This window comes from Paenibacillus xylanilyticus (assembly GCF_013359935.1).
In the GTDB taxonomy this organism is placed as follows: domain Bacteria; phylum Bacillota; class Bacilli; order Paenibacillales; family Paenibacillaceae; genus Paenibacillus; species Paenibacillus xylanilyticus.
This window is the reverse complement of sequence record NZ_JABMCB010000177.1, coordinates 118,850-139,145: the sequence shown is the minus strand read 5'-3', so window position 1 is coordinate 139,145 and position 20,296 is coordinate 118,850. Positions and strand designations below refer to the sequence as shown.

General features: G+C 48.6%; 20 protein-coding genes. 10 read left to right on the top strand and 10 right to left on the bottom strand.

All coding sequences use genetic code 11. The features are described 5' to 3' along the window. Position 1: 1 nt before the first annotated feature. The 4 genes from HP552_RS11735 (at position 2) to HP552_RS11720 (ending at position 4,175) form a co-directional block, all read left to right on the top strand. The gene (locus HP552_RS11735) at positions 2–874 is read left to right on the top strand and encodes a carbohydrate ABC transporter permease (RefSeq protein ID WP_175395650.1); all 873 of its coding nucleotides are present in this window, start codon (positions 2–4) and stop codon (positions 872–874) included. 43 nt (positions 875–917) lie between these two features. Beyond that, positions 918–1,733 (top strand): carbohydrate ABC transporter permease, encoded by an 816-nt coding sequence (locus HP552_RS11730; RefSeq protein WP_175395649.1) that lies wholly within the window; start codon positions 918–920, stop codon positions 1,731–1,733. A gap of 112 nt (positions 1,734–1,845) precedes the next feature. After that, a complete protein-coding gene (locus tag HP552_RS11725; RefSeq protein WP_175395648.1) occupies positions 1,846–3,063 on the top strand; it encodes a niacin permease NiaP in 1,218 nt (405 codons plus the stop codon). Between the two features lie 524 nt (positions 3,064–3,587). After that, positions 3,588–4,175 (top strand): cell wall hydrolase, encoded by a 588-nt coding sequence (locus tag HP552_RS11720; RefSeq protein ID WP_175395756.1) that lies wholly within the window; start codon positions 3,588–3,590, stop codon positions 4,173–4,175. A gap of 150 nt (positions 4,176–4,325) precedes the next feature. Here HP552_RS11720 and HP552_RS11715 read toward each other — a convergent pair whose 3' ends face one another. Further along, entirely contained in the window at positions 4,326–5,102 is a 777-nt protein-coding gene (locus HP552_RS11715) for a hypothetical protein (RefSeq protein ID WP_175395647.1), read from the bottom strand. Positions 5,103–5,441: 339 nt separating this feature from the next. Between HP552_RS11715 and yaaA the strand changes: the two genes are divergently transcribed. After that, complete coding sequence (gene yaaA, locus HP552_RS11710) at positions 5,442–6,194, top strand: peroxide stress protein YaaA (protein WP_175395646.1); 753 nt, start codon at positions 5,442–5,444, stop codon at positions 6,192–6,194. 183 nt (positions 6,195–6,377) lie between these two features. Here the strand turns inward: yaaA and HP552_RS11705 are convergent, their stop codons facing one another. Further along, complete coding sequence (locus tag HP552_RS11705; RefSeq protein WP_246310854.1) at positions 6,378–7,598, bottom strand: right-handed parallel beta-helix repeat-containing protein; 1,221 nt, start codon at positions 7,596–7,598, stop codon at positions 6,378–6,380. A 266-nt stretch (positions 7,599–7,864) separates the two neighbouring features. Then, positions 7,865–8,212 (bottom strand): catalase, encoded by a 348-nt coding sequence (locus HP552_RS35790; RefSeq protein WP_376768954.1) that lies wholly within the window; start codon positions 8,210–8,212, stop codon positions 7,865–7,867. A 136-nt stretch (positions 8,213–8,348) separates the two neighbouring features. Between HP552_RS35790 and HP552_RS11695 the strand changes: the two genes are divergently transcribed. Beyond that, positions 8,349–10,313, top strand: a complete 1,965-nt coding sequence (locus HP552_RS11695; protein ID WP_246310844.1) for an ATP-dependent DNA helicase — start codon at positions 8,349–8,351, stop codon at positions 10,311–10,313. Positions 10,314–10,447: 134 nt separating this feature from the next. Here the strand turns inward: HP552_RS11695 and cysK are convergent, their stop codons facing one another. From cysK to HP552_RS11675, 4 genes are all read right to left on the bottom strand, one after another. After that, positions 10,448–11,398 carry a cysteine synthase A gene (gene cysK, locus HP552_RS11690; RefSeq protein WP_175395644.1) on the bottom strand — a complete coding sequence of 317 codons (951 nt, stop codon included), beginning with the start codon at positions 11,396–11,398 and terminating at the stop codon, positions 10,448–10,450. A 118-nt stretch (positions 11,399–11,516) separates the two neighbouring features. Then, positions 11,517–11,903, bottom strand: a complete 387-nt coding sequence (locus tag HP552_RS11685) for a YhjD family protein (protein WP_175395643.1) — start codon at positions 11,901–11,903, stop codon at positions 11,517–11,519. 392 nt (positions 11,904–12,295) lie between these two features. Further along, the gene (locus tag HP552_RS11680; RefSeq protein WP_095290332.1) at positions 12,296–12,529 is read right to left on the bottom strand and encodes a hypothetical protein; all 234 of its coding nucleotides are present in this window, start codon (positions 12,527–12,529) and stop codon (positions 12,296–12,298) included. Then, a complete protein-coding gene (locus HP552_RS11675) occupies positions 12,526–13,563 on the bottom strand; it encodes a nucleotide-binding protein (protein WP_175395642.1) in 1,038 nt (345 codons plus the stop codon). The genes HP552_RS11680 and HP552_RS11675 overlap by 4 nt, the downstream gene beginning before the upstream one ends. An 841-nt stretch (positions 13,564–14,404) precedes the next feature. On the opposite strand from HP552_RS11675, the gene HP552_RS11670 reads away from it, so the two are divergent. After that, entirely contained in the window at positions 14,405–15,127 is a 723-nt protein-coding gene (locus HP552_RS11670) for a YitT family protein (protein WP_175395641.1), read from the top strand. Between the two features lie 123 nt (positions 15,128–15,250). Here the strand turns inward: HP552_RS11670 and HP552_RS11665 are convergent, their stop codons facing one another. Then, on the bottom strand, positions 15,251–15,700 hold the full coding sequence (locus HP552_RS11665) for a DUF2188 domain-containing protein (protein ID WP_175395640.1): 450 nt from the start codon (positions 15,698–15,700) through the stop codon (positions 15,251–15,253). 204 nt (positions 15,701–15,904) lie between these two features. Here HP552_RS11665 and HP552_RS11660 point away from each other — a divergent pair, with 204 nt between their 5' ends. Then, complete coding sequence (locus HP552_RS11660) at positions 15,905–16,705, top strand: lipid II flippase family protein (RefSeq protein ID WP_175395639.1); 801 nt, start codon at positions 15,905–15,907, stop codon at positions 16,703–16,705. A gap of 279 nt (positions 16,706–16,984) precedes the next feature. On the opposite strand, the gene msrA is transcribed toward HP552_RS11660, so the two are convergent. Both msrA and HP552_RS11650 read right to left on the bottom strand, forming a co-directional pair. Continuing rightward, positions 16,985–17,947 carry a peptide-methionine (S)-S-oxide reductase MsrA gene (msrA, locus tag HP552_RS11655; RefSeq protein ID WP_175395638.1) on the bottom strand — a complete coding sequence of 321 codons (963 nt, stop codon included), beginning with the start codon at positions 17,945–17,947 and terminating at the stop codon, positions 16,985–16,987. Between the two features lie 237 nt (positions 17,948–18,184). Beyond that, positions 18,185–18,796: a TVP38/TMEM64 family protein gene (locus HP552_RS11650; RefSeq protein WP_175395637.1), complete on the bottom strand. Its 612-nt coding sequence runs from the start codon at positions 18,794–18,796 to the stop codon at positions 18,185–18,187. 198 nt (positions 18,797–18,994) lie between these two features. Between HP552_RS11650 and HP552_RS11645 the strand changes: the two genes are divergently transcribed. Continuing rightward, positions 18,995–19,933, top strand: coding sequence for a Gfo/Idh/MocA family protein (locus HP552_RS11645; protein ID WP_175395636.1), 939 nt, complete (start codon positions 18,995–18,997; stop codon positions 19,931–19,933). Between the two features lie 46 nt (positions 19,934–19,979). Next, positions 19,980–20,294, top strand: coding sequence for a protein YxiS (gene yxiS, locus HP552_RS11640; protein WP_175395635.1), 315 nt, complete (start codon positions 19,980–19,982; stop codon positions 20,292–20,294). Positions 20,295–20,296: the final 2 nt, after the last annotated feature.

The window sequence follows — 20,296 nt, the reverse complement described above, 5'->3', positions numbered from 1 at the left end:
GATGAAGAACCGTATTCAGCTATCCCTGTTTCTGTTACCTGGGTTGCTGCTGTACGTGGGACTGTTCGTATTTCCTACATTGACGGGGCTGTTCTACTCCTTTACGGATTGGGACGGGGTATCCCCGTCGTATGCGTTTGTAGGGCTGGATAACTACAAGGACAGTCTCAGCAGCATCGTCTTTCGCAAGGCTTTTGGCAACAACGTTGAATTCATGTTGACGGTGGTTATTGCCCAAACCTTTATTTCACTTGTCCTGGCCCTGTTGCTGGTTAAAAACACCAAGACACGTGTCGTACTTCGTGCGCTGTATTTTCTCCCTGCCATTTTGTCCTCCGTATCGGTTGGACTGATCTGGGCCTTTATGTATGATCCATCCATTGGATTGATTAACTATGGGCTGAACGGAGCTGGCATGGAGAGTCTTGCACGAAATTGGATTGGTGATCCGAAAATCGCAATCTACTCCATTGCAGCCGTACAGGTCTGGGCACATGCCGGACAGATGATGATTGTGTTTATCGCGGGTCTGCAAGGCATTCCGGCTGAGCTCTATGAGGCGGCTCGAATGGATGGCGGCAGCAAATGGCAGGTATTCCGTACCGTGACCTGGCCGCTGCTTGCTCCTTCGGCTACAATTGTCGTTGCTTATACAACGATTCAATCGTTCAAGGCATTTGACCTCATTTTCACCATGACGGACGGAGGCCCGAACTACGCTACTGAAATTTTGACTACTTATATTTATCATACCGCCTTTGGCAGCTATTCATTTGGTCTCGCTTCTGCGGGTTCGATGATCTTCCTGGTTCTGCTGGCCTTGCTGACGTTCGTGCAGTTCAAGGCGCTGCGTGCCGACCGGGTAAGCTATTGATGCTGGAACGTTCGTCTCGCACAAGAGGCAGAAGGGAGTGCATATGTTTCTAAAATGGTTCAATCGCCTGATCTTGTTGGTGTACGCGATGCTGATCATCGTGCCGCTGTACTTCGTATTTGTATCATCATTCAAAACAAGCAGCAACTTCTTCACCAGTCCATTCAGCTGGCCTGACCCGTTTACGTGGGATAACGTTACGGGCATGTTTCGCAATCAGCCGATGTGGCAATATTTCGGCAACAGTCTTGTCGTGACGCTGGGTACGGTTGTGATTGAATTGCTGCTGAGCAGCATGATCGCTTATGCCATTGTCCGCTGGGGCGGCAGTGTGGGCAAAATCGTATTCGCCCTGTTCGTGGCGGGCCTTATCGTACCTTCCCAGGTCAGCATGCTGCCGATCTATTCCCTTACGCGTACGCTAGGATGGTCGGACAGTCTCACAGGATTGATCGTTGTATCAGCCGCGATGCTGATGCCTGTCTCCGTATTCATGCTGACTGGATTTATGCGCATGCTGAATGCCGAAATTCTGGAGGCGGGCAGCATGGATGGGGCGAGCGAGTGGCGGCTCTATACACGGATTGCGCTTCCACTTGCCGCACCTTCACTCGCAGCAACGGCTACGTTTCTGCTTGTCATGGTGTGGAATGATCTGCTTATTCCGATGCTGATGCTCAGCAGCAAATCCAAGCTGACGTTACCGCTGGCACTCATGCAGTTCCGCGGGGAGTATGTGACCAACTATCCGATGATGCTGACCGGGGTGCTGGTGACCGCCATTCCGATGATTGCGCTGTTCATTTTGCTTCAGCGTTATTTTGTTGCAGGTCTGACAGCGGGTTCACTCAAGGGGTGAGCTATTCAGTGATGGCGGGTATAAGAGCGTATTTTTCATTGATTTCTGGATCATTCTGCATAATAATGGTTTAGTGTCAGAATGACTACTTAGAGATCAAGGAGCTATCGTTATGACTAAACTGGAAGTGCTGCGGAATCCCAAGCAGCGCAAGCTGCTGTTCAGTGCCGGCATGAGCTGGCTGTTTGATGCAATGGAAGTCGGCATGATCTCCTTCATCGTGGCGGCCCTCGCCAAGGAATGGAGCCTCAGTCCCGGACAAGTCGGTGTGCTGACCAGTATCAACTCCATCGGTATGGCACTGGGTGCACTGCTTGCAGGTGCACTTGCTGACCGTTTTGGCCGTAAGGCCATCTTGATGTGGACCCTGCTCATCTTCACGATTGCGAGCGGGTTATCTGCCTTGGCGACTGGCTTTGCCGTATTGTGTGTACTGCGCCTGATTGCAGGGATCGGACTCGGCGGAGAGCTGCCTGTAGCATCCACGCTGGTATCGGAGTCCATGCCAACCGCGGAACGCGGCCGTGCTGTCGTGCTGCTGGAAAGTTTCTGGGCTGGAGGCTGGATTGTATCGGCGCTTATTGCCAACTTCGTCATCCCGGAATACGGATGGAGAATTGCATTTGCCATTGGTGCTGTTCCGGCGTTCTATGCACTGTATCTGCGCCGTGTCATTCAGGACCCGCCGCGATACAAGCAAAACAAGACCATCCGGAAGACAACGTTCCGGGAGAAGGTCGCTGCGGTCTGGTCTGCTCCGCATCGCCGGACAACCATCATGCTCTGGATCTTGTGGTTTACGGTGATTTTCTCGTATTACGGCATGTTCCTGTGGCTGCCTTCCGTCGTGATGGCCAAAGGCTTCACGCTGGTCAAAAGCTTCCAGTACGTGCTGATCATGACCTTGGCACAGCTGCCAGGTTACTTCACAGCAGCTTATTTTATCGAGCGGTACGGACGTAAATTCGTCTTGGTCGTTTACCTTACACTCACGGCAGTGAGCGCAATCGCTTTTGGGCTCGCGACGACCGAAGCGGCGATTCTCACCGCAGGCATCTGTCTTTCTTTCTTCAATCTGGGGGCATGGGGCGGTCTCTACGCGTATAGTCCGGAATTGTATCCAGATTCGGTTCGTTCGACAGGCGTAGGTCTTGCCACATCGGTAGGCCGCATCGGGGGCGTGCTTGCTCCATTGATGGTCGGTATGCTGGTTCAGCGTGAGGTGGAAATCAGCCTGATTTTCACGATTTTCTTCGTGACAATCCTGATTGGCGCAGCAGCTGTGCTGTTCCTCGGCCGGGAAACCAAGGGTCAGGAACTGGCTGAGTAAATGTAAATAAATTCAAGCGCAACTTTTGTGCGGGTCTGCCTGCCTACGGAAATGACGGGTTGGACAAGCGGCAGAAGGTTGATACAAGAAGGGGTATGACCATGACGTGACCATGGGCTCATACCTCTTTTTGTTGTATTCAAAGCCCTGTTTTTCATGCTCCATCGGTCCGATAGACGGCACTTTGGCTATATCCTATAATGACACTCGGGATGTCCATAAGGGAGGGTTCAGGGGAAGATATGGAGTCTGGACTCAGAATAATGGAGGTTAATTAAATCATGAAGAACGATAGTAAAATGGATCAAACGAATAAAATGAATGAAAAGAATAATGTGAGTAGAACAAAAAGTGCCAATGAACTGATTAAAGCTTATAGGTTAGAATTATGTAAAAGTGCTGGAAATATGGAACCTATCACCGTGAGTCGGGCAGTAACTCATCAGAGGGGGAAAAAGGCTGGCAAAAGAGCAAGGCGAGTCAGTGTGTTTCTCGGTGCCTTCGCGATGGCTCTCGGTCTCACGATGGCAGCTCCGTCTGCGGGAGCACAGAAACTGGAGCAGGGCGTTCAAAGTGAGCATGTGCTGCAATTGCAGGAGCAATTAAGTGATCTGGGATACTTCAATGCGGGATTGACCGGATATTACGGTTCCATTACCAAAAGCGCTGTACGCAAGTTCCAGCAAGCTCAGGGGCTAAGTGCGGATGGGATTGCAGGTCCGGCGACACTGAACAGGTTGAACAAGAAGGCCAAAGCTGAAGGTGAGACGCTGCGTCAGTTGGCGAAGCTGATCCACGGGGAAGCGCGCGGGGAATCCTTTGAAGGACAGGTTGCTGTAGGGGCCGTCGTCTTGAATCGTGTGCAGTCGGACGCATTCCCATCCTCCATTCCGAAGGTGATTTTCCAGAAAGGGCAGTTCACTGCGATTGACGACGGTCAGTTTAATCAAAAGCCGACGCAGACGTCCTACCGCGCAGCTCGCGCGGCGCTAAATGGTGCAGACCCCACGAACGGGGCGCTGTACTACTATAATCCGAAAATCGCTACTTCCGTATGGAGCAAAAGCAGGCCGACGTTGCTGACCATTGGGCAGCATGATTTTACGCAGTGAGATAGGTTGAGGCGTTAAATAGAGCAAATACGTTTTACAAGGAACCCCAGCTGTGTATGGTATGCTGCTCTTCTGCAGGTACGTGGCTGGGGTTTAACCATTATTATATCGCGGACAAATGATATCTTAGCATTTGAAGCAAATATCAGTTTAATATTGCTTTTGGACCGTGAAAGGAATATTCAACGAAGTAGGCTCTACAATGGTTTCTCCGGTGTCGTAGTCATAGATTCTATTGAAAACCAATTCAATGGATTCCAGCTTGTCGGGGTCATCTGTATATACTAAACCATAGCCCATATTATCCATGATTACGCCGTCATATTGATGATAAACATAAGGTTTCCTCATGAAATTACGATCTGCTGAGATGGGATAACCCGTGTTCGGATGAATGGAATTCAAACCGTAAAATCCGATATTTTGATCCGTTGTATTTTCTACACTGTAGATGATTTTGATATAAGTCATATCAGGACCGATATCTTCTTGATTCAGAATAGAAATGTTTTCTCGGGAATCCTCAGGAATCTCACGAGCCTCTAACAATTGAACATCCATAATATGAATAGTTAATGGTCCGAATTCAATACTTTGCTTCAGAGGGACAGCGTATAACAACTTGAGTTGTCCGCCGTAATCAAATGTACCTGTATCTCCGGGTTCAGATAGAAGCGGAGATGGTGCACTTTCAAAAAGCTTGTCCTGAAGATCGCTGGCGGCCTGCTCGAATGGATTATAATCTGGCTTAAGTCCTTTGTAGGTTAGTTCAGACCGGAAAGGCTTTAAACCGGATTCTAAAACAAGTTCAGAATCAGCAGGGTGAGGCTGTAACGGATTGATTTCCAGTTGTGCAGATGTGGCATCATTGGAGCTGCCCGAACCGCCCAACAGTGCGAGAGCGAGCAGTAAATGAAAAACAAACATAAAAAGCGGCACCCTTTCTCTTTGGAAAATAGCAATTCAAACACATCGTATATAATCATAACAAAACAGCTCATGGTGACCATGAGAATATGGGCCCAACTTCAGCTAATAACATATTGATAAGTTTTTTTCTTTGTCTAGTAGCAAGGACCTATGCCAGACAAAGCGGGTTCGATTGATTGTTCATTTCGAAATGTAACCTATACTACAGTCTGTTTTGTTCCATGTTATTTTACAAAGGCAAGAGAGGAAAATATGCTTCACCATTGGATTCGCCTGTCCAATCCTGTACAATGGATAACGATAAAAACAACGGTAGATTAAGGATGGATCAGCACGATGAGAATTATCATATCACCTGCCAAAAAGATGAAGATCGATACCGATCTTATGACCAGCGCGCAGATGCCGCGTTTTATAAACGAGTCAGAACAACTGTTGAGTGTACTCCAAAAGTTATCCTATGACGAGCTCAAGGCGTTATGGAAGTGTAATGATGCAATCGCCGAACAGAACATGGAACGGATTCGAAAAATGAATGTAAAAGATAATCTTACGCCAGCCATCTACGCCTATGAAGGCATTCAGTATCAATATATGGCAGCGGGTGTTTTTCAGCAGGAAGAACTGGCGTATCTGGAGCAGCATTTGCGCATATTATCCGGTTTTTATGGCATGTTACGACCTTCGGATGGAGTTACACCCTATAGGTTGGAGATGCAGGGCAAGTTGCAAGGTCCGGGGTTTAGTTCCCTCTATCAATTTTGGGGCAGCAAATTAGCAGATCAGCTTCAGTCGGAAAGCAACTGTATTCTGAATTTAGCTTCCAAAGAGTATAGCAAAAACATCACGCCTTTTCTGAGAGAGGAAACCCGGTTTATCACTTGTGTTTTCGGACAAATGGTCGATGGGAAGGTTGTTGAAAAGGCAACCCGTGCCAAGATGGCCAGAGGCGAAATGGTACGGCATATGGCAGAGCGCCAGATTACAGATGTGAGGGATATCAGAAACTTTGATCAGTTAGACTTTTGTTTTTCAGAAGAGCTATCCGACGAGAGCACGTATGTTTTCATATACCCAGGGGGAAAGTAGTCTGTTGTACTACTATTGCTTTTAAATGTACATATGGTGAGCAGTTTGTTGTCACGTTTGGATAAGCCAACTCAGAACTCTTACCGGGCAATTATTTTACAGTAATTCAAAAATCCCCTTCTTCAATACCGCCGATTGGGCTGGTATGAGAAGGGGATTTTGCTTTTAATCTCTTATTATCTTTTATCGTGCCCCAATATTTGTACCTGAAGGCGTACCTGACCCAATGAGATCACTGCCGCCTGCAAGTTTCAGGAAATTGCCCAGCACAGGCGTTCCATCGCTGCTCCGGGTTACTGAGGGCACAAGGGAGACAAAGTCGGCTGCGCTTGCAAGCAGGCCTTTGCCGTTCACGCTCTTTTTGTTTTTCCACCAGACGTTGGTGCTGCCGACGTCCGTTCCGCTTGTTTTGTCACTGGCACCGCCTTCGAAGGACAGGTTGTTCGTGAAGATATGTGTGCCTAAATCGAAGGCAAAGTTGCTTTGGCCATTTTTCCAGGACGTGTTATTTTTCATCTGAATGGAGCCGGGGTTGCTGTTATACGTGAAGCCATGCTTTTTATTGTTGAAGGCAATACTGTTCTCCACAATATGATTCACGGCGATTTTCTCACCGCCCAGTTTGAAGCCATTTCCGTCACTGTCGGTGGTGGAGGTGCCGTCCGAAGTTGCACCATTGGCGTAGGCAATACTATTGCGGATCGTCACGACACCAATAGCACCCGTATCCGTTTTACTGTACAGATCCCATCCATCATCCACATTGTAGGCTGCAATACAGACATCGAAAAGGTTGCCCCGGCCAACGGTCAATTTCGCGGCAAAGCCATCTGCATCCTCGCCATTATCCGGATCGTAATTGTCATGGGAATAGGACCGGATGACTTCATTATAAGCAGGCCATTCACTCTTGGCGGCGGTGGACGCATAACGGCCTAACTGAATGCCTGTATCCCGATTATGATGAGCCTCGATCTGCTCCAGACGGTTGTAGCTGCCCCCGATAAAGATACCGTTGTCGCCGGCACCCTTTACTTCTAGCCCTTTAACGAGCCAGTAATCTCCAAACATTTGCAGGCCCCGATTCGTGGAGGCGAAGGCTTGGGCCGAGAAATCGAAGACAGGCTTTTCCGATCCGTAGGCGACCAGACTTTTCCGCTGTCCCGATGTACCGCTGTTGCCTCTTTCAATTGTAATTGTTTCCGAGAAGTTGTAGGTTCCACCACGCAGATAGATGGTTTTGCCTGGAGCGATCTGGGTCAGTGCGTTTGCCAGTGTTGTTGGACTTTCGAGCGTCCCTGGATTGCTTGCCGATCCGTTAGGAGCTACGTACAAGTCACCTGCTGTAAGTACGGCAGTGGGTGCAGCTACGGATTCAGTGGGATTTGTCACGCCGTTCTCCATGAGTTCCACCGCACCAGCTGATCCACTACTGATCAATAATAGAGGAAAAGCGGCACTCAGGCAGATGTGGGCCATTTTCGATTTCAACGAACGTTCAGCGGGTGCAGATGCATGAGCAGAAGAAAAAGGGAATAATTTCATTACGCAAACCTCCTTGGTTAATGGGATATGGAATTCGTTGTGGCACAGATTCATGGTAAATGTTGTAAGCGTTATCATCAATAATCATTTGATTGGGTGAGCTATACAAGCTGATGCATCAAGCATTACAGCCCTGAACGTAGCCTGTTGAAGTGGGAATGTATAATCCTCTCATTAGCTGATAACCCTGATTTAACGACCAATCGTCCAATATGAACGTGGATAGGAACCCGTGATCTAAGAAATGGCATGAGAAAAACACATGATCCACCGAAATGAACCTGTAGCTGTTTTAAAAGAGGAGAGCGGACTTGTGTAAAAGTGAAGTTTTCTACTTTAAATAGGGCATGAGCGTCAGCGCTACGGGCATGGACAACCTGCTCAGGAATGCGTTCACGGTCAAAATGGGTGATCCTTTTGAGAAAGTGAGAGTTCCAGCGTAGTTGGTCTCCGGCTGCCAACGGTTCGAACATTGATTATATTTCCATCGTAGAAAAAAAGCTTGTCACCTACTTCATGACGTGGGATAATTAACTTTTGCCCAGCGGCCTTTTTTTGAACGGAAACAGAACGGGGACCGCTTGTATAAGAATGGAGGCTGACCAAGGATTGTCTACACAACGTTATCCTTTTGCATATGATCCGGCAGAACCTTTTGTATCCCGTTTGGGGGAATGGGTTGCCGATGTGTTTTACGATATTTTGCCAGAGTCCGGCTTTGAGGTACGGGATGAACAGATTTTTATGGCGTACCAGCTCGAACGGGCCTATGGAGATAAAAAGACCATTATGGCTGAGGCCGGTGTAGGAACAGGCAAGACATTAGTCTATCTGCTCTACGCGGTCTGTTATGCGCGTTATACGGGCAAACCGGCAGTGATTGCCTGTGCCGATGAGTCATTGATAGAACAACTGGTGAAGCCAGGCGGAGATATTGCGAAGCTTGCTGAGCATCTGGATTTGCAAGTGGACGCCCGTCTCGGCAAGTCACCCGATCAATACGTTTGTCTGAACAAATTAAGTGCGGTGAGATTCGCGGACGAGGATGCGCCTGTCATTGAAGAAGTGCATGAGAGTCTACCGGATTTTGTGAATACGCCGGGTACACTTCAGGCTTTTCATCCGTATGGTGATCGCAAACAGTACCCGCATCTGAATGATCGCCAGTGGAACAAAATCAACTGGGACCCGTTCCAGGATTGCTTCGTTTGTCCAAAACGTCAACGCTGCGGCCTAACGCTGTCTCGCGACCATTACCGTCGTTCCAAGGATATCATCATCTGTTCCCATGACTATTACATGGAGCATGTATGGACCTATGAAGCCCGCAAACGCGAGGGACAACTGCCACTGCTGCCAGACCACAGCTCGGTTGTATTTGATGAAGGGCATCTGCTGGAAGAAGCAGCTCTGAACGCACTGAGCTACAAACTGAAACACCGCATCTTCGAGGAACTGGTAACCCGGCTCCTGGAAGGGGAGATTCGTGAATCGCTTGCCGAACGTGTAGATGAAGCGATTGAGAGCAGTGAACGACTGTTTGCGCTGCTGGATACGTACACGGTGGCTATTCCCGGATCGGAACGGAAGGAAGTTCGGGTGGAGGCACCGCTGCTGCGTGAGATTGAACGACTGACCAGTGTGCTGGATGCCATTGGCGAGGAGTTGGTATTTGAGAGCGGCTTGTTCTCACTCGATGGGTATCAGATGCGTGTTGTGGAAGAGCATTTGGACATGATTCAGACCGCGCTATCCCTCTTCCGGAAGGAAGACGGGTACATCTGCTGGGCTGAAGAAAACGAAGATGAGACGACATTGTCCATCATGCCACGAACGGTCAAAGAAATCCTGAACGAGCGTGTATTCAATACAGGTATTCCCATCGTATTCTCTTCCGCAACGCTATCCGTGGACAATTCGTTCCGTTATGTGGCAGACAGCCTGGGGATTAACGATTTTGTATCGTTCTCCGTTGCTTCTCCATATGACTATGCGGACAAAATGCAGATGAAAATTACAGATGAAGCTATACCAGGTCACCCGGAAAACGAAAATCGGTTGCGGGACGCGGTGTCCTTGCTGCAGGAGAGTGGAGGCCGTGCGCTCATTCTGTTCCGTACCATGGAGGAGCTGCGCACGTTTAAACAGGACATTGTTCATATTCCTGAAGCCCAAGGACTTCGCTTTATGTACGAGGGAGATCGGGAAATCAGTGACTTGATCGCGGCGTTCCAACAGGATGAGGAGAGTGTGCTGTGCTCCGTCAATCTGTGGGAAGGGCTGGATGTTCCAGGGCCTTCATTATCCAATGTCATGATCTGGTCGCTTCCATATCCACCACAGGATCCTGTATTTAATGCAAAACGTAATGCATCCGCAGCGCCTTATGAAGAAATCGATCTTCCATATATGCTCCTGCGCGTGAAACAAGGTCTGGGACGTTTGATCCGGACGAGCAGTGATTCGGGTTCTGCGGTCATTCTTGATGAATCATTGTATACCAAAAAGGAAGCCAAAGACCGCATTGCGGCCCTGCTTCCCAAAGGTGTCGAGTGGACGACGCTGACACACTAATTTCGTATATTTTTAGAAATTGAACGGCTCCTTACCGAATTAAGTTCCTGTTCTCTGCGGATTAACCGTCTGTAAGAGAGCAACAGCTTATTTTGGCAGGAGCCGTTTTTTTGCGAAGAGCTCTTTCTGTGATGTTAAAAAATACCCATGCTCAGATACCGTTCCCCGGTATCCGGCGCAATGCAGAGCACCCGGTGCCCCGGCCCCAGTTCCTTCGCAATGCGAAGGGAGGCCCACACCGAAGCACCGGATGAAGGGCCGAGCAGCAGCCCTTCTCGTGCAGCAAGCTGCCGCATCGTATCCAGTGCATCCTCATCGGAAACCTGGATAATGGAATCCCACACGTCGGTATTCAGAATGTCCGGTATGAATCCGGGACTTGTACCGACGAGCTTGTGTGGCCCGGGCTCGCCGCCGGACAGCACGGGTGAACCTTTGGGCTCCACCGCATAGATCCGGATGCCCGGCAGCTGCTTGCGCAGCTCTTCTCCGGTTCCGGTGATGGTTCCGCCCGTTCCCGCAGTGGCAATGAAGGCGTCGAGCTTGCCTTCCATCTGCTGCACAATTTCGGGTGCGGTAGTAACCCGGTGAATGTCGGGATTGGCTTGATTCTCGAATTGCTGAGGAATGAAGCTGCCCGGAATGTCAGCGTGAAGCTCCTTCGCTTTGCGGATCGCCCCAGGCATCCGTTCAGCCGCAGGGGTAAGTACCACATCTGCACCGTAGGCTTTCAGAATATTGATGCGTTCCTTGGACATATTATCCGGCATGACGAGAATGGCTTTATAGCCTTTGGCAGCAGCATTCATTGCAAGACCGATCCCGGTGTTGCCGCTGGTTGGTTCGATGATTGTCGCTCCGGGGAGCAGAAGTCCTGCACGTTCAGCCTGAACGATTAGGTTATAGGCAGCTCGGTCCTTGACGCTGCCGCTTGGATTGAAATATTCCAGTTTGACATATACGTCAGCAGAGTCGTTACCTGTGAGCCTGTTCAGTCTTACAGCGGGTGTCTGCCCGATCAGTTCGGTGATATCTGCGGCAACGCCAATATATCTGGATGTTTGGTTATTCGAACTCGAATTCATAAAGTACAGCTCCTTGAGTGTTGAGACGTATGAAGGAATTTCAACCAGAGAAGTCTGGGCGCTCCATTCCATCTTAATGAACTCGACCTTCCCGGGTCAACCTGTATTCCAATTCATCCTATAGTCGCTGCGTCAGATCAATGTTCAGATGCCGGCAGAGTTCTTGTTTAACTTCATTACGTGCGAATGTCCACAGCATGTAGAATCGCTGCCAGTATCCTCTGCACAGATAGATCGTTTCAATTCCTTCCGTTTCACGTTTCTCTTCAAGAATCTTGACACCACGTATGCGCATCTGTTTACGAACCGCCAGTATTTCTTTGAGTACCTGATTTTGAATCCGATTCAGGGACAGGACGTAGACTTCAGGCATTTTTAACAGCAGTGTATCCAGAGTACGAATATCCCGTTCAAGCACATCCAGCAGCAGGGTACGTACAACAAGGCCTTTAACCAAACGGTGGTCTTCATCCGCGGGGGATGGGGCGGAAGGGGAGGATGACATACATTCACTTCCTTAACCTTGAATTCGAACATGTTTTATATTTACAGAACGTATGTTCTTATATTATAATCAATATATGCAATGATGATACGGAATACAACCGGAAAAAATTGGAGCGGTTTTTCTGCAGGTCATGTACGACGATTGAAGGCGGGAGGGCAGGACAAGTCAGCTCCAAAATAAGGTATAATTTTTGGGTTTTGCAGGAAACCTAAGGACGTAAAAGAGTAGCTGATGCTTCCCGAAGTTAATTTTGCGGTCTTTCCATCACGTTGTGGGAAAAGGACTGCAACCTAAACAAAAGATTCCAACAAAAAAGCCCCTGCCTTGGGCGGCGGGGCCTATCCATGACTGCCGATTCAGCGGCAGGCTTGAGAACGTTGCTTAGCATGTTAAGCCAAATATTGGGGCTTCTCGTACAATGCTTCTTTTTCCAGGATAACCTTATAGGGGCGTTCCTTCCCCTTCAGTGAAGGGCCAATCGTAATTAGCGGTACGGCCGGTTTGTGGAAACGATCTTCTTCCTTGGGTTCCGGAACCGGTCGTGATGATTCGGGCGCAGAACTGAGGCGTACCTTTTTCTCGCTGCCCCAGCGCTTGCTTATTTTTTTCATTTCCGGTTTCATTCCGGTTCGCCTCCTAACAAATCGTTGATGGCGTTAAACAGTTGACGATTTTGTAAATCAATCTGTTGAAATACCGCCTCATCCGCTTCTATATGTCCAATAATATGAACCGTAATCACATACCTCTTGGCTACAGGATAGCATAGCAGATATTCTTTCTCAAGGTAATCGTCATACAGGTTAATCTTGATTTTATTTTCGCGGTAAGAATCAATGACCAGAATGCGCTTGGGGTCATCTGGCTGCAAGTCGTCGTTGGCAGACAGTTCATATTTTCTCCCCGGTTCTCCTACATTACCACATAATTGCTCGATATAACCACTGTCATCTGTCCGGTATATGGCTGTACCACGTACTGCGAATGGAGGATGGGACACAAAAGCTGTACGAAGGGCATCGCTCATCCGATTAAGCATGGCGGCATCGGCTTTGCGAACCCGCAGCAATTCTCTGAAGAATCGCAGCAGCTTGAGCAATTGCAAACGTGCTTCTCCTTCAGCCACTTTATGCCGGGTGATGATTTCTTCCAATTCCGGATCACTCCAGCGCCCCTGTTCTTCAATACTGTCAGCGATTTTGGAACAAGCGACCGAAACGGCTGGCGCCCACTTCCCATCCGAACGAATTTCATAGACCAGTGGATTCAATCCCAGCAGATCTGTAGGCATGCGCAATCCTTCAACTTTTGTGGCATCCTTGATGTCCGTAATATCCTCAGGAAGAATGAAAAAAATACGCTTTCGCCCCAAGCGGCCCATAAACAGACCCATTTCAAGCATTGTATTATCCCGGACAGATGCATAGTACTTCCCGCGAATCTTGGATATGTCATCCGGATGAAAGATAAAAATGGCAAAGTCTGTCGTGCGTACCTCAGTTTCCAGATCGTCCATGGTGTAGCTGCTTGGATTAAAAACACCGGAGTACCAAGGAGTAACTTCGGCAGAGAAACGCAAGTTTTCGTGTACTGCGGCTGCAATCGGCTTCGCTTCCAGCGAGCAGCCAATAAAGACTCTTGGCTTTAACGTTTTCATCAATCCGCCTCGCTTAAACGGTAGTGGGAATCAATTGTTATATTATACCATAAAAAGCAGAGTAAGTTTGAAAACGTCTGCACCCGGACAAGAATAAGCCGATTTTCGTTTGCTATAGTGTATGTGGAAGCGGCCGATGATTCCTTTAAAATTCGCACAAATATAAAAATTGGACCCAAATTGTCACAGTTGGGTGACTGACAGTTATATTCGGAGTCATTGGTCATAGAATGAAGGAGCAGGTTGCACCATTAGCAAGCATTGATTGTCCTGGTGTGGCTGTTTGACTGCTGGAGCAGTCCAGAACCTGCTTTATGCGCATTTTTGGAGGGTCTGCTGTTTAGACCCGCACTCGTCGGTGGTATATAATAGAAGAACAAGCAAGTTAGCTATAGAAGTTTAAACTAAACCTTTACACGTTAACGGAGAGTGTAGACCGTCTGAAGAAACGAAGTGCTCGCCTTTATCACAGGATTTTTCCCTTAGGAAAGGGAATCAAAAAAATCCGGGGATAACAGCGATCGGAAGATGGGCTACAATCGAAGTGGTTAGTGTAAAGTATACGTTTAATTGGCATAGCTAACCACAACAGACAGAAAGGATCAGGATACCATGAGTTCCCGAAGGACAATCTCCCCAAGGACGATCTGGAAACGTTACGATCTCTCATACACATAGCGCCCCTTGTAGAGTAAACCAACCGTATTCAAAAAACGGCTGACTCTGCGAAAGAGGGGATTGGAATGAATATTCGAAGGACAAATACGATGATTTCTTCCAGGCTTGCCTTTTGCAGGGTACGGTCGGTTTAAACCAACCTACAAACTGCGAGGGAACCTGAATGAAGAGAACATCGTTAACAAAACAACACGTTAAGGCTGAGGCGGGAAAGCTCGTCATCATGCTGCTCGGTACTTTTATTTTGGCATTCGCCTACTATCACATTAATTTTCAGAATCATTTATCGGAGGGCGGATTTGTCGGTCTGGCCCTGCTCGGAAAATATGCGACAGGATTATCACCTGCCATCGGCATGCTGCTGCTCGATATTCCGGTCATGATTCTGGCCTGGTTCATCAAGGGCTGGAAGTTCATGATTCAGGCGCTGATTGGCGTCGGTGCATTCTCCCTGTTCTATGACGGCTTTGAGCGATACTCAACACTTGTGATGTCGTTTGGCGGTAACCTGTGGATTCCAGCAGTCTTATCCGGTGTACTGACGGGTATAGGGGCAGGAATTGTGCTTCGTTTCGGCGGAGCGACAGGCGGAGACGATATACTCGCCGTGCTGGTTAGCCGCTGGAAGGGATGGAAACTGGGAACAGTTTTCTTTGTCAGCGATGCGTTTGTGCTGGGATTATCCCTTTTCTTTCTTCCGGTAAAAGAAACTTTATATACCATTCTGGCCGTGTGGATTGCCAGTAAAGTCATTACGTACGTGGTCAGTGTTCCGGCTCGCCGGACGGTGACAACTTCAGCTGTGAAGGTGACGATGCCTTCTGCAGCCAAGGTAGTGAGTACCTCTGCACCTCGAGCTTCGGTAGCTAGAGGGGTCACCCATTAATGGAGACCACAAAAAAAGTCCTTTTGACTGCCTGAGCGGCGGTGAAAAGGACTTTTTTGCTTTATACTCTAACGATCGATTGTATACCTCACACGGGTCCAAGAGTATGGCGTTCCCAAACTGTCACGATTTGATGGAAGAGGCAATCTGTCCATCCTGATTATGAATAATGGCCCGAATGTTCCGTTTGCTGCTGATTTCTTTGGCGGCGTCCACGGCTTCGGCTTTTGTATCGAACGTCGATACATGCCCGGATTTGCCTTCTTCCTTAATCGCCCAGCCTGAATCCGTAGGCACCACGTGAATATTGTCATGGCTTTTCGATGAGGAGACCGGTTCTGAGTGATTTCGTCCAGAAGAAGAACGTTGATCGGATGATTTGTCCGAATGGGATGAATCTGATGTGGGATGATTCTCATCCCACTCCTCGGCTTTGGCAGTCGCAATGGCAATTGAGCGTCCTTCCTCGTACCCGTCATCCAACAAGGCATTGGCAATTTCAATTGCCTTATGTCTGACGCGAGGCTCCAGATTTTTCATGGATACTGGATAATCATGTTTATTCCAAGGCATGCCTGAATCCCTCCTGTAATAATAATGAGTTAGTTGTATATTACCCTGTGGGAGGAGGGATAAACGACAATTCGGCGGTGGGAGAACGGTAATGAATCATCCTATGGGAACTGCCATTTCTATACTTTTGCTAGCTGGAGGAGTATAATGCTGTCACATACATAAAAAAGTACAATAACAGGAATATAAAGGAGTTCAAACCATATGTTCAGTCTGAGTTTGGCTATTCCCATGCTGTTTACCATGCTTATTCATGCCGCAGACAGCCTGTCCTATGCGCTTCGACTTGGTGGGCTGCGAACCCGCAGAATTGCACTGGCCCTGTCTTTGTCAGGGATCTTGCTGCTGGTCTCCCGAACATCCAACATGGCTCAGGGACCGATGGTAGGGAACCTGGTGGATACCGCAGCGAGTGGAGGAAACACACACTTTGCTGCGCAGCTGCACTGGCTGATGGGTGCGGCGACAGCGGGAACCGCAATCGCCATATTGTGCTTTCCGACCATGGTGAAGCTCGCGTCCAGAATGGTTGTGCATTTTGAAGCAGCCGGGTCCATTCCGTCGATGGTTCGGGGGATGTTGAACGGTACCAAGATCAGAAACGCAGCCTATTATATTACGCCACCTTCCTGGAAGATGGCTAAGCGATTAGTACAACATGGGATGCCGAGGCGCTTAATGACGCTAAATGTAGCGGTAACAGCCATTTATACGACGGGTGTATTATCCAGTTTGTACGCAGCGTACCTTTATCCAGGGCAGGCAGTGGCTGCATCCCAATCGACCGGGTTAATCAACGGAATTGCCACCATTTTGCTGACCATCCTGATTGATCCGCGAATTTCCCTGCTCAGTGACAAATCACTGCGAGGTGAGATCCGCCTGGATCGAATGAATCAGATCTATGGCTGTATGCTGGTTTCCCGTTTACTCGGCACTCTTCTGGCACAGTTGTTGTTGATTCCATTTGCGTACTGGATCGGCTGGGTAGTTGGTTGGATGTAGATTCATTAATCCCCCGTCGTCCTGTATTTACGCATCTGAATCCATTCGATATAAGGCAGCGTAACCATGGAGAGTCCAAGTAGTTCCCATGTCAAAGTAGACAGGAACAGTGTCGTAACAGCTTCAAGCGAAGCGATATCGTTAAATCCAGTTTAAGTGTCAAGAACTCTTTACACCTATACTCCCAGAAAATTTGCACGAAAAAAGAGCAGCGGACGCAGCCCGCTGCTCTTGCCATTTTTGAATGTGGTTTGGTTCACGGTCCTTACTTGAACGCTGTTACTTGAAAAGAACAGCGTATTCGCCGTACCCCTCTTTTTGCAGGTCTTCCTTCGGTACGAAGCGAAGAGCCGCCGAATTAATGCAATACCGCATGCCTCCAGCTTCGGCAGGACCGTCGTTGAAAAGGTGCCCCAGATGGGAATCTCCTTCACGGCTTCGGACTTCGGTACGGATCATGAAGTGGCTGAGGTCTGTTTTTTCCTTCACGTTATAGTCACGCAATGGACGCGTGAAGCTTGGCCAGCCGCAGCCGGAGTCGTATTTGTCAGTGGAACTGAACAGAGGCTCGCCAGAGACGATATCCACATAGATTCCATCGCCATGGTGATCCCAGAACTCGTTGTGGAACGCCGGTTCCGTTGCATTATTCTGGGTTACTTCGAATTGCAGCGGCGTCAGACGCTCTTTCAGATTACTTTTATCCACATTGCCCGACCAGTTGCGCTCGATGAAATCTTCGCGTCCAGATCCCTTGCGATACCGTTTGTAGTGAGCCGGGTTTTTGTGATGGTAGTCTTGATGGTGTTCTTCGGCCTCGTAGAATGGTTTGGCAGGCAAAATGGGTGTGAAGATGGGCTTGTCAAAACGTCCGCTCTGCTCCAGAGCCGCCTTGGAAGCTTCCGCAATCTGACGCTGTTCCTCACTGTGATAGAAAATTGCCGTCTGGTAGGATGAACCCCGGTCATGAAATTGACCGCCCGTATCGGTTGGATCAATCTGCTGCCAGAACAACTCAACGAGTTTTTCATAAGGGAAGATGGCAGGGTCAAACGTGATTTGAACGGCCTCAACATGTCCTGTCGTTTCCGAACAGACTTCCTCGTACGTGGGATTCTCGGTATGTCCTCCTGTATAACCCGATACAATTTTATGGATACCAGGCAGTTCCTCAAAAGGGGATACCATACACCAGAAGCATCCGCCTGCAAACGTTGCTTTTTCAATTGAATGTTGTTCCATGCTATATTCACTCCATTTCTGATGAAGATCCAGTGCTCGTGTTCGAGCTGTCGCTTCGCTTGTTTTGGACATTCATCCAAAGCCAAAAGTCGCTCCCTTTCGATCACTCGCTACCGTATTTATTGAAATTTGTTACACAAGAATTTGGCTTGCTCTTCTATTATATCCTGAATTGGCAAGCCAACCAAGCCGGACCAGGACAATGACTGTCATGAGATGCATTCGGATAAAAATGATTCAGACTTTTTTTCGCGAACGAAAACGGAACAGCAGCAAAACAATGCTCATAAATCCCAGATATCCCACCAGAATGAGCAAACTTAGCCAGATGGATGTTTCCGCTTGAGCACCCGCATAGGCAAAAACAAAAATCGCAGGCATCTTGCCAATGGCTGTGGCGGCCATGAAGACCCAAAATGGGGTGTAGGTAATGCCAGCATAAATATTGACCGCGGTTTGAGGTACAACAGGCAGCAATCGAAGCGACATGACGCCCATGAAAGGATGAGCCTCCATCCAGTTGGTGAACCGATTCAGTCCACGGATGCGATCCAGGTAAGCTCTGGCCTGTTTGCGAAAAACATATCTGGCCCCGGCGTAAACGAGAAGCGCTGCGAGCGTGGTACCCACCCAGCATACCCAAGCTGCTGTCGTGGTGCCGTAACTGTACCCGAACGCTGCAATAACAAACTTGTAGGGAATGACGGGAACCAGGGCAAACAATGCTGCTATTCCAATAAGAAGAGGGATGGACGGATTCAGATCGGTCCATGCCAGCAGTTCATATCTGTAAATAAACGTGACTCCGGCGAGCAAAACATATAACAGGAGCCATAACCATTTTCGCAAATCCCAAACGCTCCTTTCAGGTCAGGATATTCTTCGAACGTCCTGTTCCTATAAGCCTTTCTTCCCAAGTGTACCACGTTCGCCCATGAACCGGATAATCCATTCCTGGTCTCCTGCTGATCACTGGCATGTTGCTGCCTGAAGGGTTACACTATAGGACGTGGAACTTAGAACTCATCTGAAGGTGGAATGCTTATCATGGAAACAACAAAGCGAACCCGTGCTGCGATCATCGGACTCGGGGATATTGCACGTAAAGTGTATTTGCCCCTCCTAACCGCTCATCCGGAAGTGGAGATTGCAGGGATAATGAACCGATCAGCCGAGCCGGTCAAGGCTATTCAGCATACGTATAGATTAGACAACGGAACGACGGATCTCAAAGAACTGTTATCCTGGGATCTGGATGCCGTGTTTGTACATACAGCGACGGAAGCACACTTTGACATTGTGATGCAATGTTTGGAACGGGGACTGGCTGTATATGTGGATAAGCCGCTGTCCTACACGCTCCGTGAATCGGAAGAGATGACTGCATTTGCCGAGGCACAGGGGTTGCTGCTCGCCGTGGGATTTAATCGCAGATTCGCACCTATGTATCAAAAAGCGAAGACATGGATGGAGGGCGGACAAGGATACGAATCCCTGACGTTAACGAAGCATCGGACAGGCATTCAGGATCGTCCTGCAGCAGAAACCATCTATGACGATCTGATTCATATGCTGGATCTGTTGTTATGGTATTCAGATCACAATGTGGAACTGGTTCATCAATGGGTACGCAAGAATGAACTGGACCAGCTGCTGCATGCTGCAGGATCAGCCAAGCTTGGAAGAAAAGCCTATGGCCAGTTTGAAATGGTACGTGAGGCGGGAGCTGATCTGGAGAAGATCGAACTCCACGGCGGCGGTAGATCGGTAGAAGTCCTAAATATGGAAACAGCTAGATATTCGGAACGTGGAGAACTTGAACGCAAGGAAACATTCGGCAGCTGGGATTCCGTATTAACCCGTAGAGGGTTTAGCGGGGCCGTGGATCATTTTCTGGCCAACCTGAATACACCCGACGATTGTATCATTAGTGCGAGTCATGTGATGGATAGCCATGAACTGGCTGAGCAGCTAATTCGAAAATAATGTTTTTGCAAATGGTATGAGAATAACTATATGGAGGAACGACATCATGGATGAATATGAAAAAGAACGCAGGAAACAAATCGAGGAAGCGGTCGTTGAAACCTATAAACAGGAAGAGGAAATGATGATTCTGGTCTTCGCCCAGTGGTGTGCCAATCACGGACTGGACCCAGAAGAGATGTACCGGCAAGCCTATCCTGACCAGCAGAGCAATGAACGACTGCAGCAAGTGCTGAAGCTGGTTGTGCCGAAAGAGGAAGCCGGGGAGATCCCCGACGATACCGTTCTGGGTGTGTTGTCCATGTTTGGCAACGAAGATCTGGCCATGGTCGTATCCGAGGCGATCGCTGCGCGGAAATAAGC

Excerpts from the sequence above, each read along its gene's own strand:
- HP552_RS11735 (WP_175395650.1), top strand. The coding sequence starts at position 2 with ATGAAGAACCGTATTCAGCTATCCCTGTTTCTGTTACCTGGGTTGCTG.
- HP552_RS11730 (WP_175395649.1), top strand. The coding sequence starts at position 918 with ATGTTTCTAAAATGGTTCAATCGCCTGATCTTGTTGGTGTACGCGATG.
- HP552_RS11725 (WP_175395648.1), top strand. The coding sequence starts at position 1,846 with ATGACTAAACTGGAAGTGCTGCGGAATCCCAAGCAGCGCAAGCTGCTG.
- HP552_RS11720 (WP_175395756.1), top strand. The coding sequence starts at position 3,588 with ATGGCAGCTCCGTCTGCGGGAGCACAGAAACTGGAGCAGGGCGTTCAA.
- HP552_RS11715 (WP_175395647.1), bottom strand. The coding sequence starts at position 5,102 with ATGTTTGTTTTTCATTTACTGCTCGCTCTCGCACTGTTGGGCGGTTCG.
- yaaA (WP_175395646.1), top strand. The coding sequence starts at position 5,442 with ATGAGAATTATCATATCACCTGCCAAAAAGATGAAGATCGATACCGAT.
- HP552_RS11705 (WP_246310854.1), bottom strand. The coding sequence starts at position 7,598 with ATGGAGAACGGCGTGACAAATCCCACTGAATCCGTAGCTGCACCCACT.
- HP552_RS35790 (WP_376768954.1), bottom strand. The coding sequence starts at position 8,212 with ATGTTCGAACCGTTGGCAGCCGGAGACCAACTACGCTGGAACTCTCAC.
- cysK (WP_175395644.1), bottom strand. The coding sequence starts at position 11,398 with ATGAATTCGAGTTCGAATAACCAAACATCCAGATATATTGGCGTTGCC.
- HP552_RS11685 (WP_175395643.1), bottom strand. The coding sequence starts at position 11,903 with ATGTCATCCTCCCCTTCCGCCCCATCCCCCGCGGATGAAGACCACCGT.
- HP552_RS11680 (WP_095290332.1), bottom strand. The coding sequence starts at position 12,529 with ATGAAACCGGAAATGAAAAAAATAAGCAAGCGCTGGGGCAGCGAGAAA.
- HP552_RS11675 (WP_175395642.1), bottom strand. The coding sequence starts at position 13,563 with ATGAAAACGTTAAAGCCAAGAGTCTTTATTGGCTGCTCGCTGGAAGCG.
- HP552_RS11670 (WP_175395641.1), top strand. The coding sequence starts at position 14,405 with ATGAAGAGAACATCGTTAACAAAACAACACGTTAAGGCTGAGGCGGGA.
- HP552_RS11665 (WP_175395640.1), bottom strand. The coding sequence starts at position 15,700 with ATGCCTTGGAATAAACATGATTATCCAGTATCCATGAAAAATCTGGAG.
- HP552_RS11660 (WP_175395639.1), top strand. The coding sequence starts at position 15,905 with ATGTTCAGTCTGAGTTTGGCTATTCCCATGCTGTTTACCATGCTTATT.
- msrA (WP_175395638.1), bottom strand. The coding sequence starts at position 17,947 with ATGGAACAACATTCAATTGAAAAAGCAACGTTTGCAGGCGGATGCTTC.
- HP552_RS11645 (WP_175395636.1), top strand. The coding sequence starts at position 18,995 with ATGGAAACAACAAAGCGAACCCGTGCTGCGATCATCGGACTCGGGGAT.
- yxiS (WP_175395635.1), top strand. The coding sequence starts at position 19,980 with ATGGATGAATATGAAAAAGAACGCAGGAAACAAATCGAGGAAGCGGTC.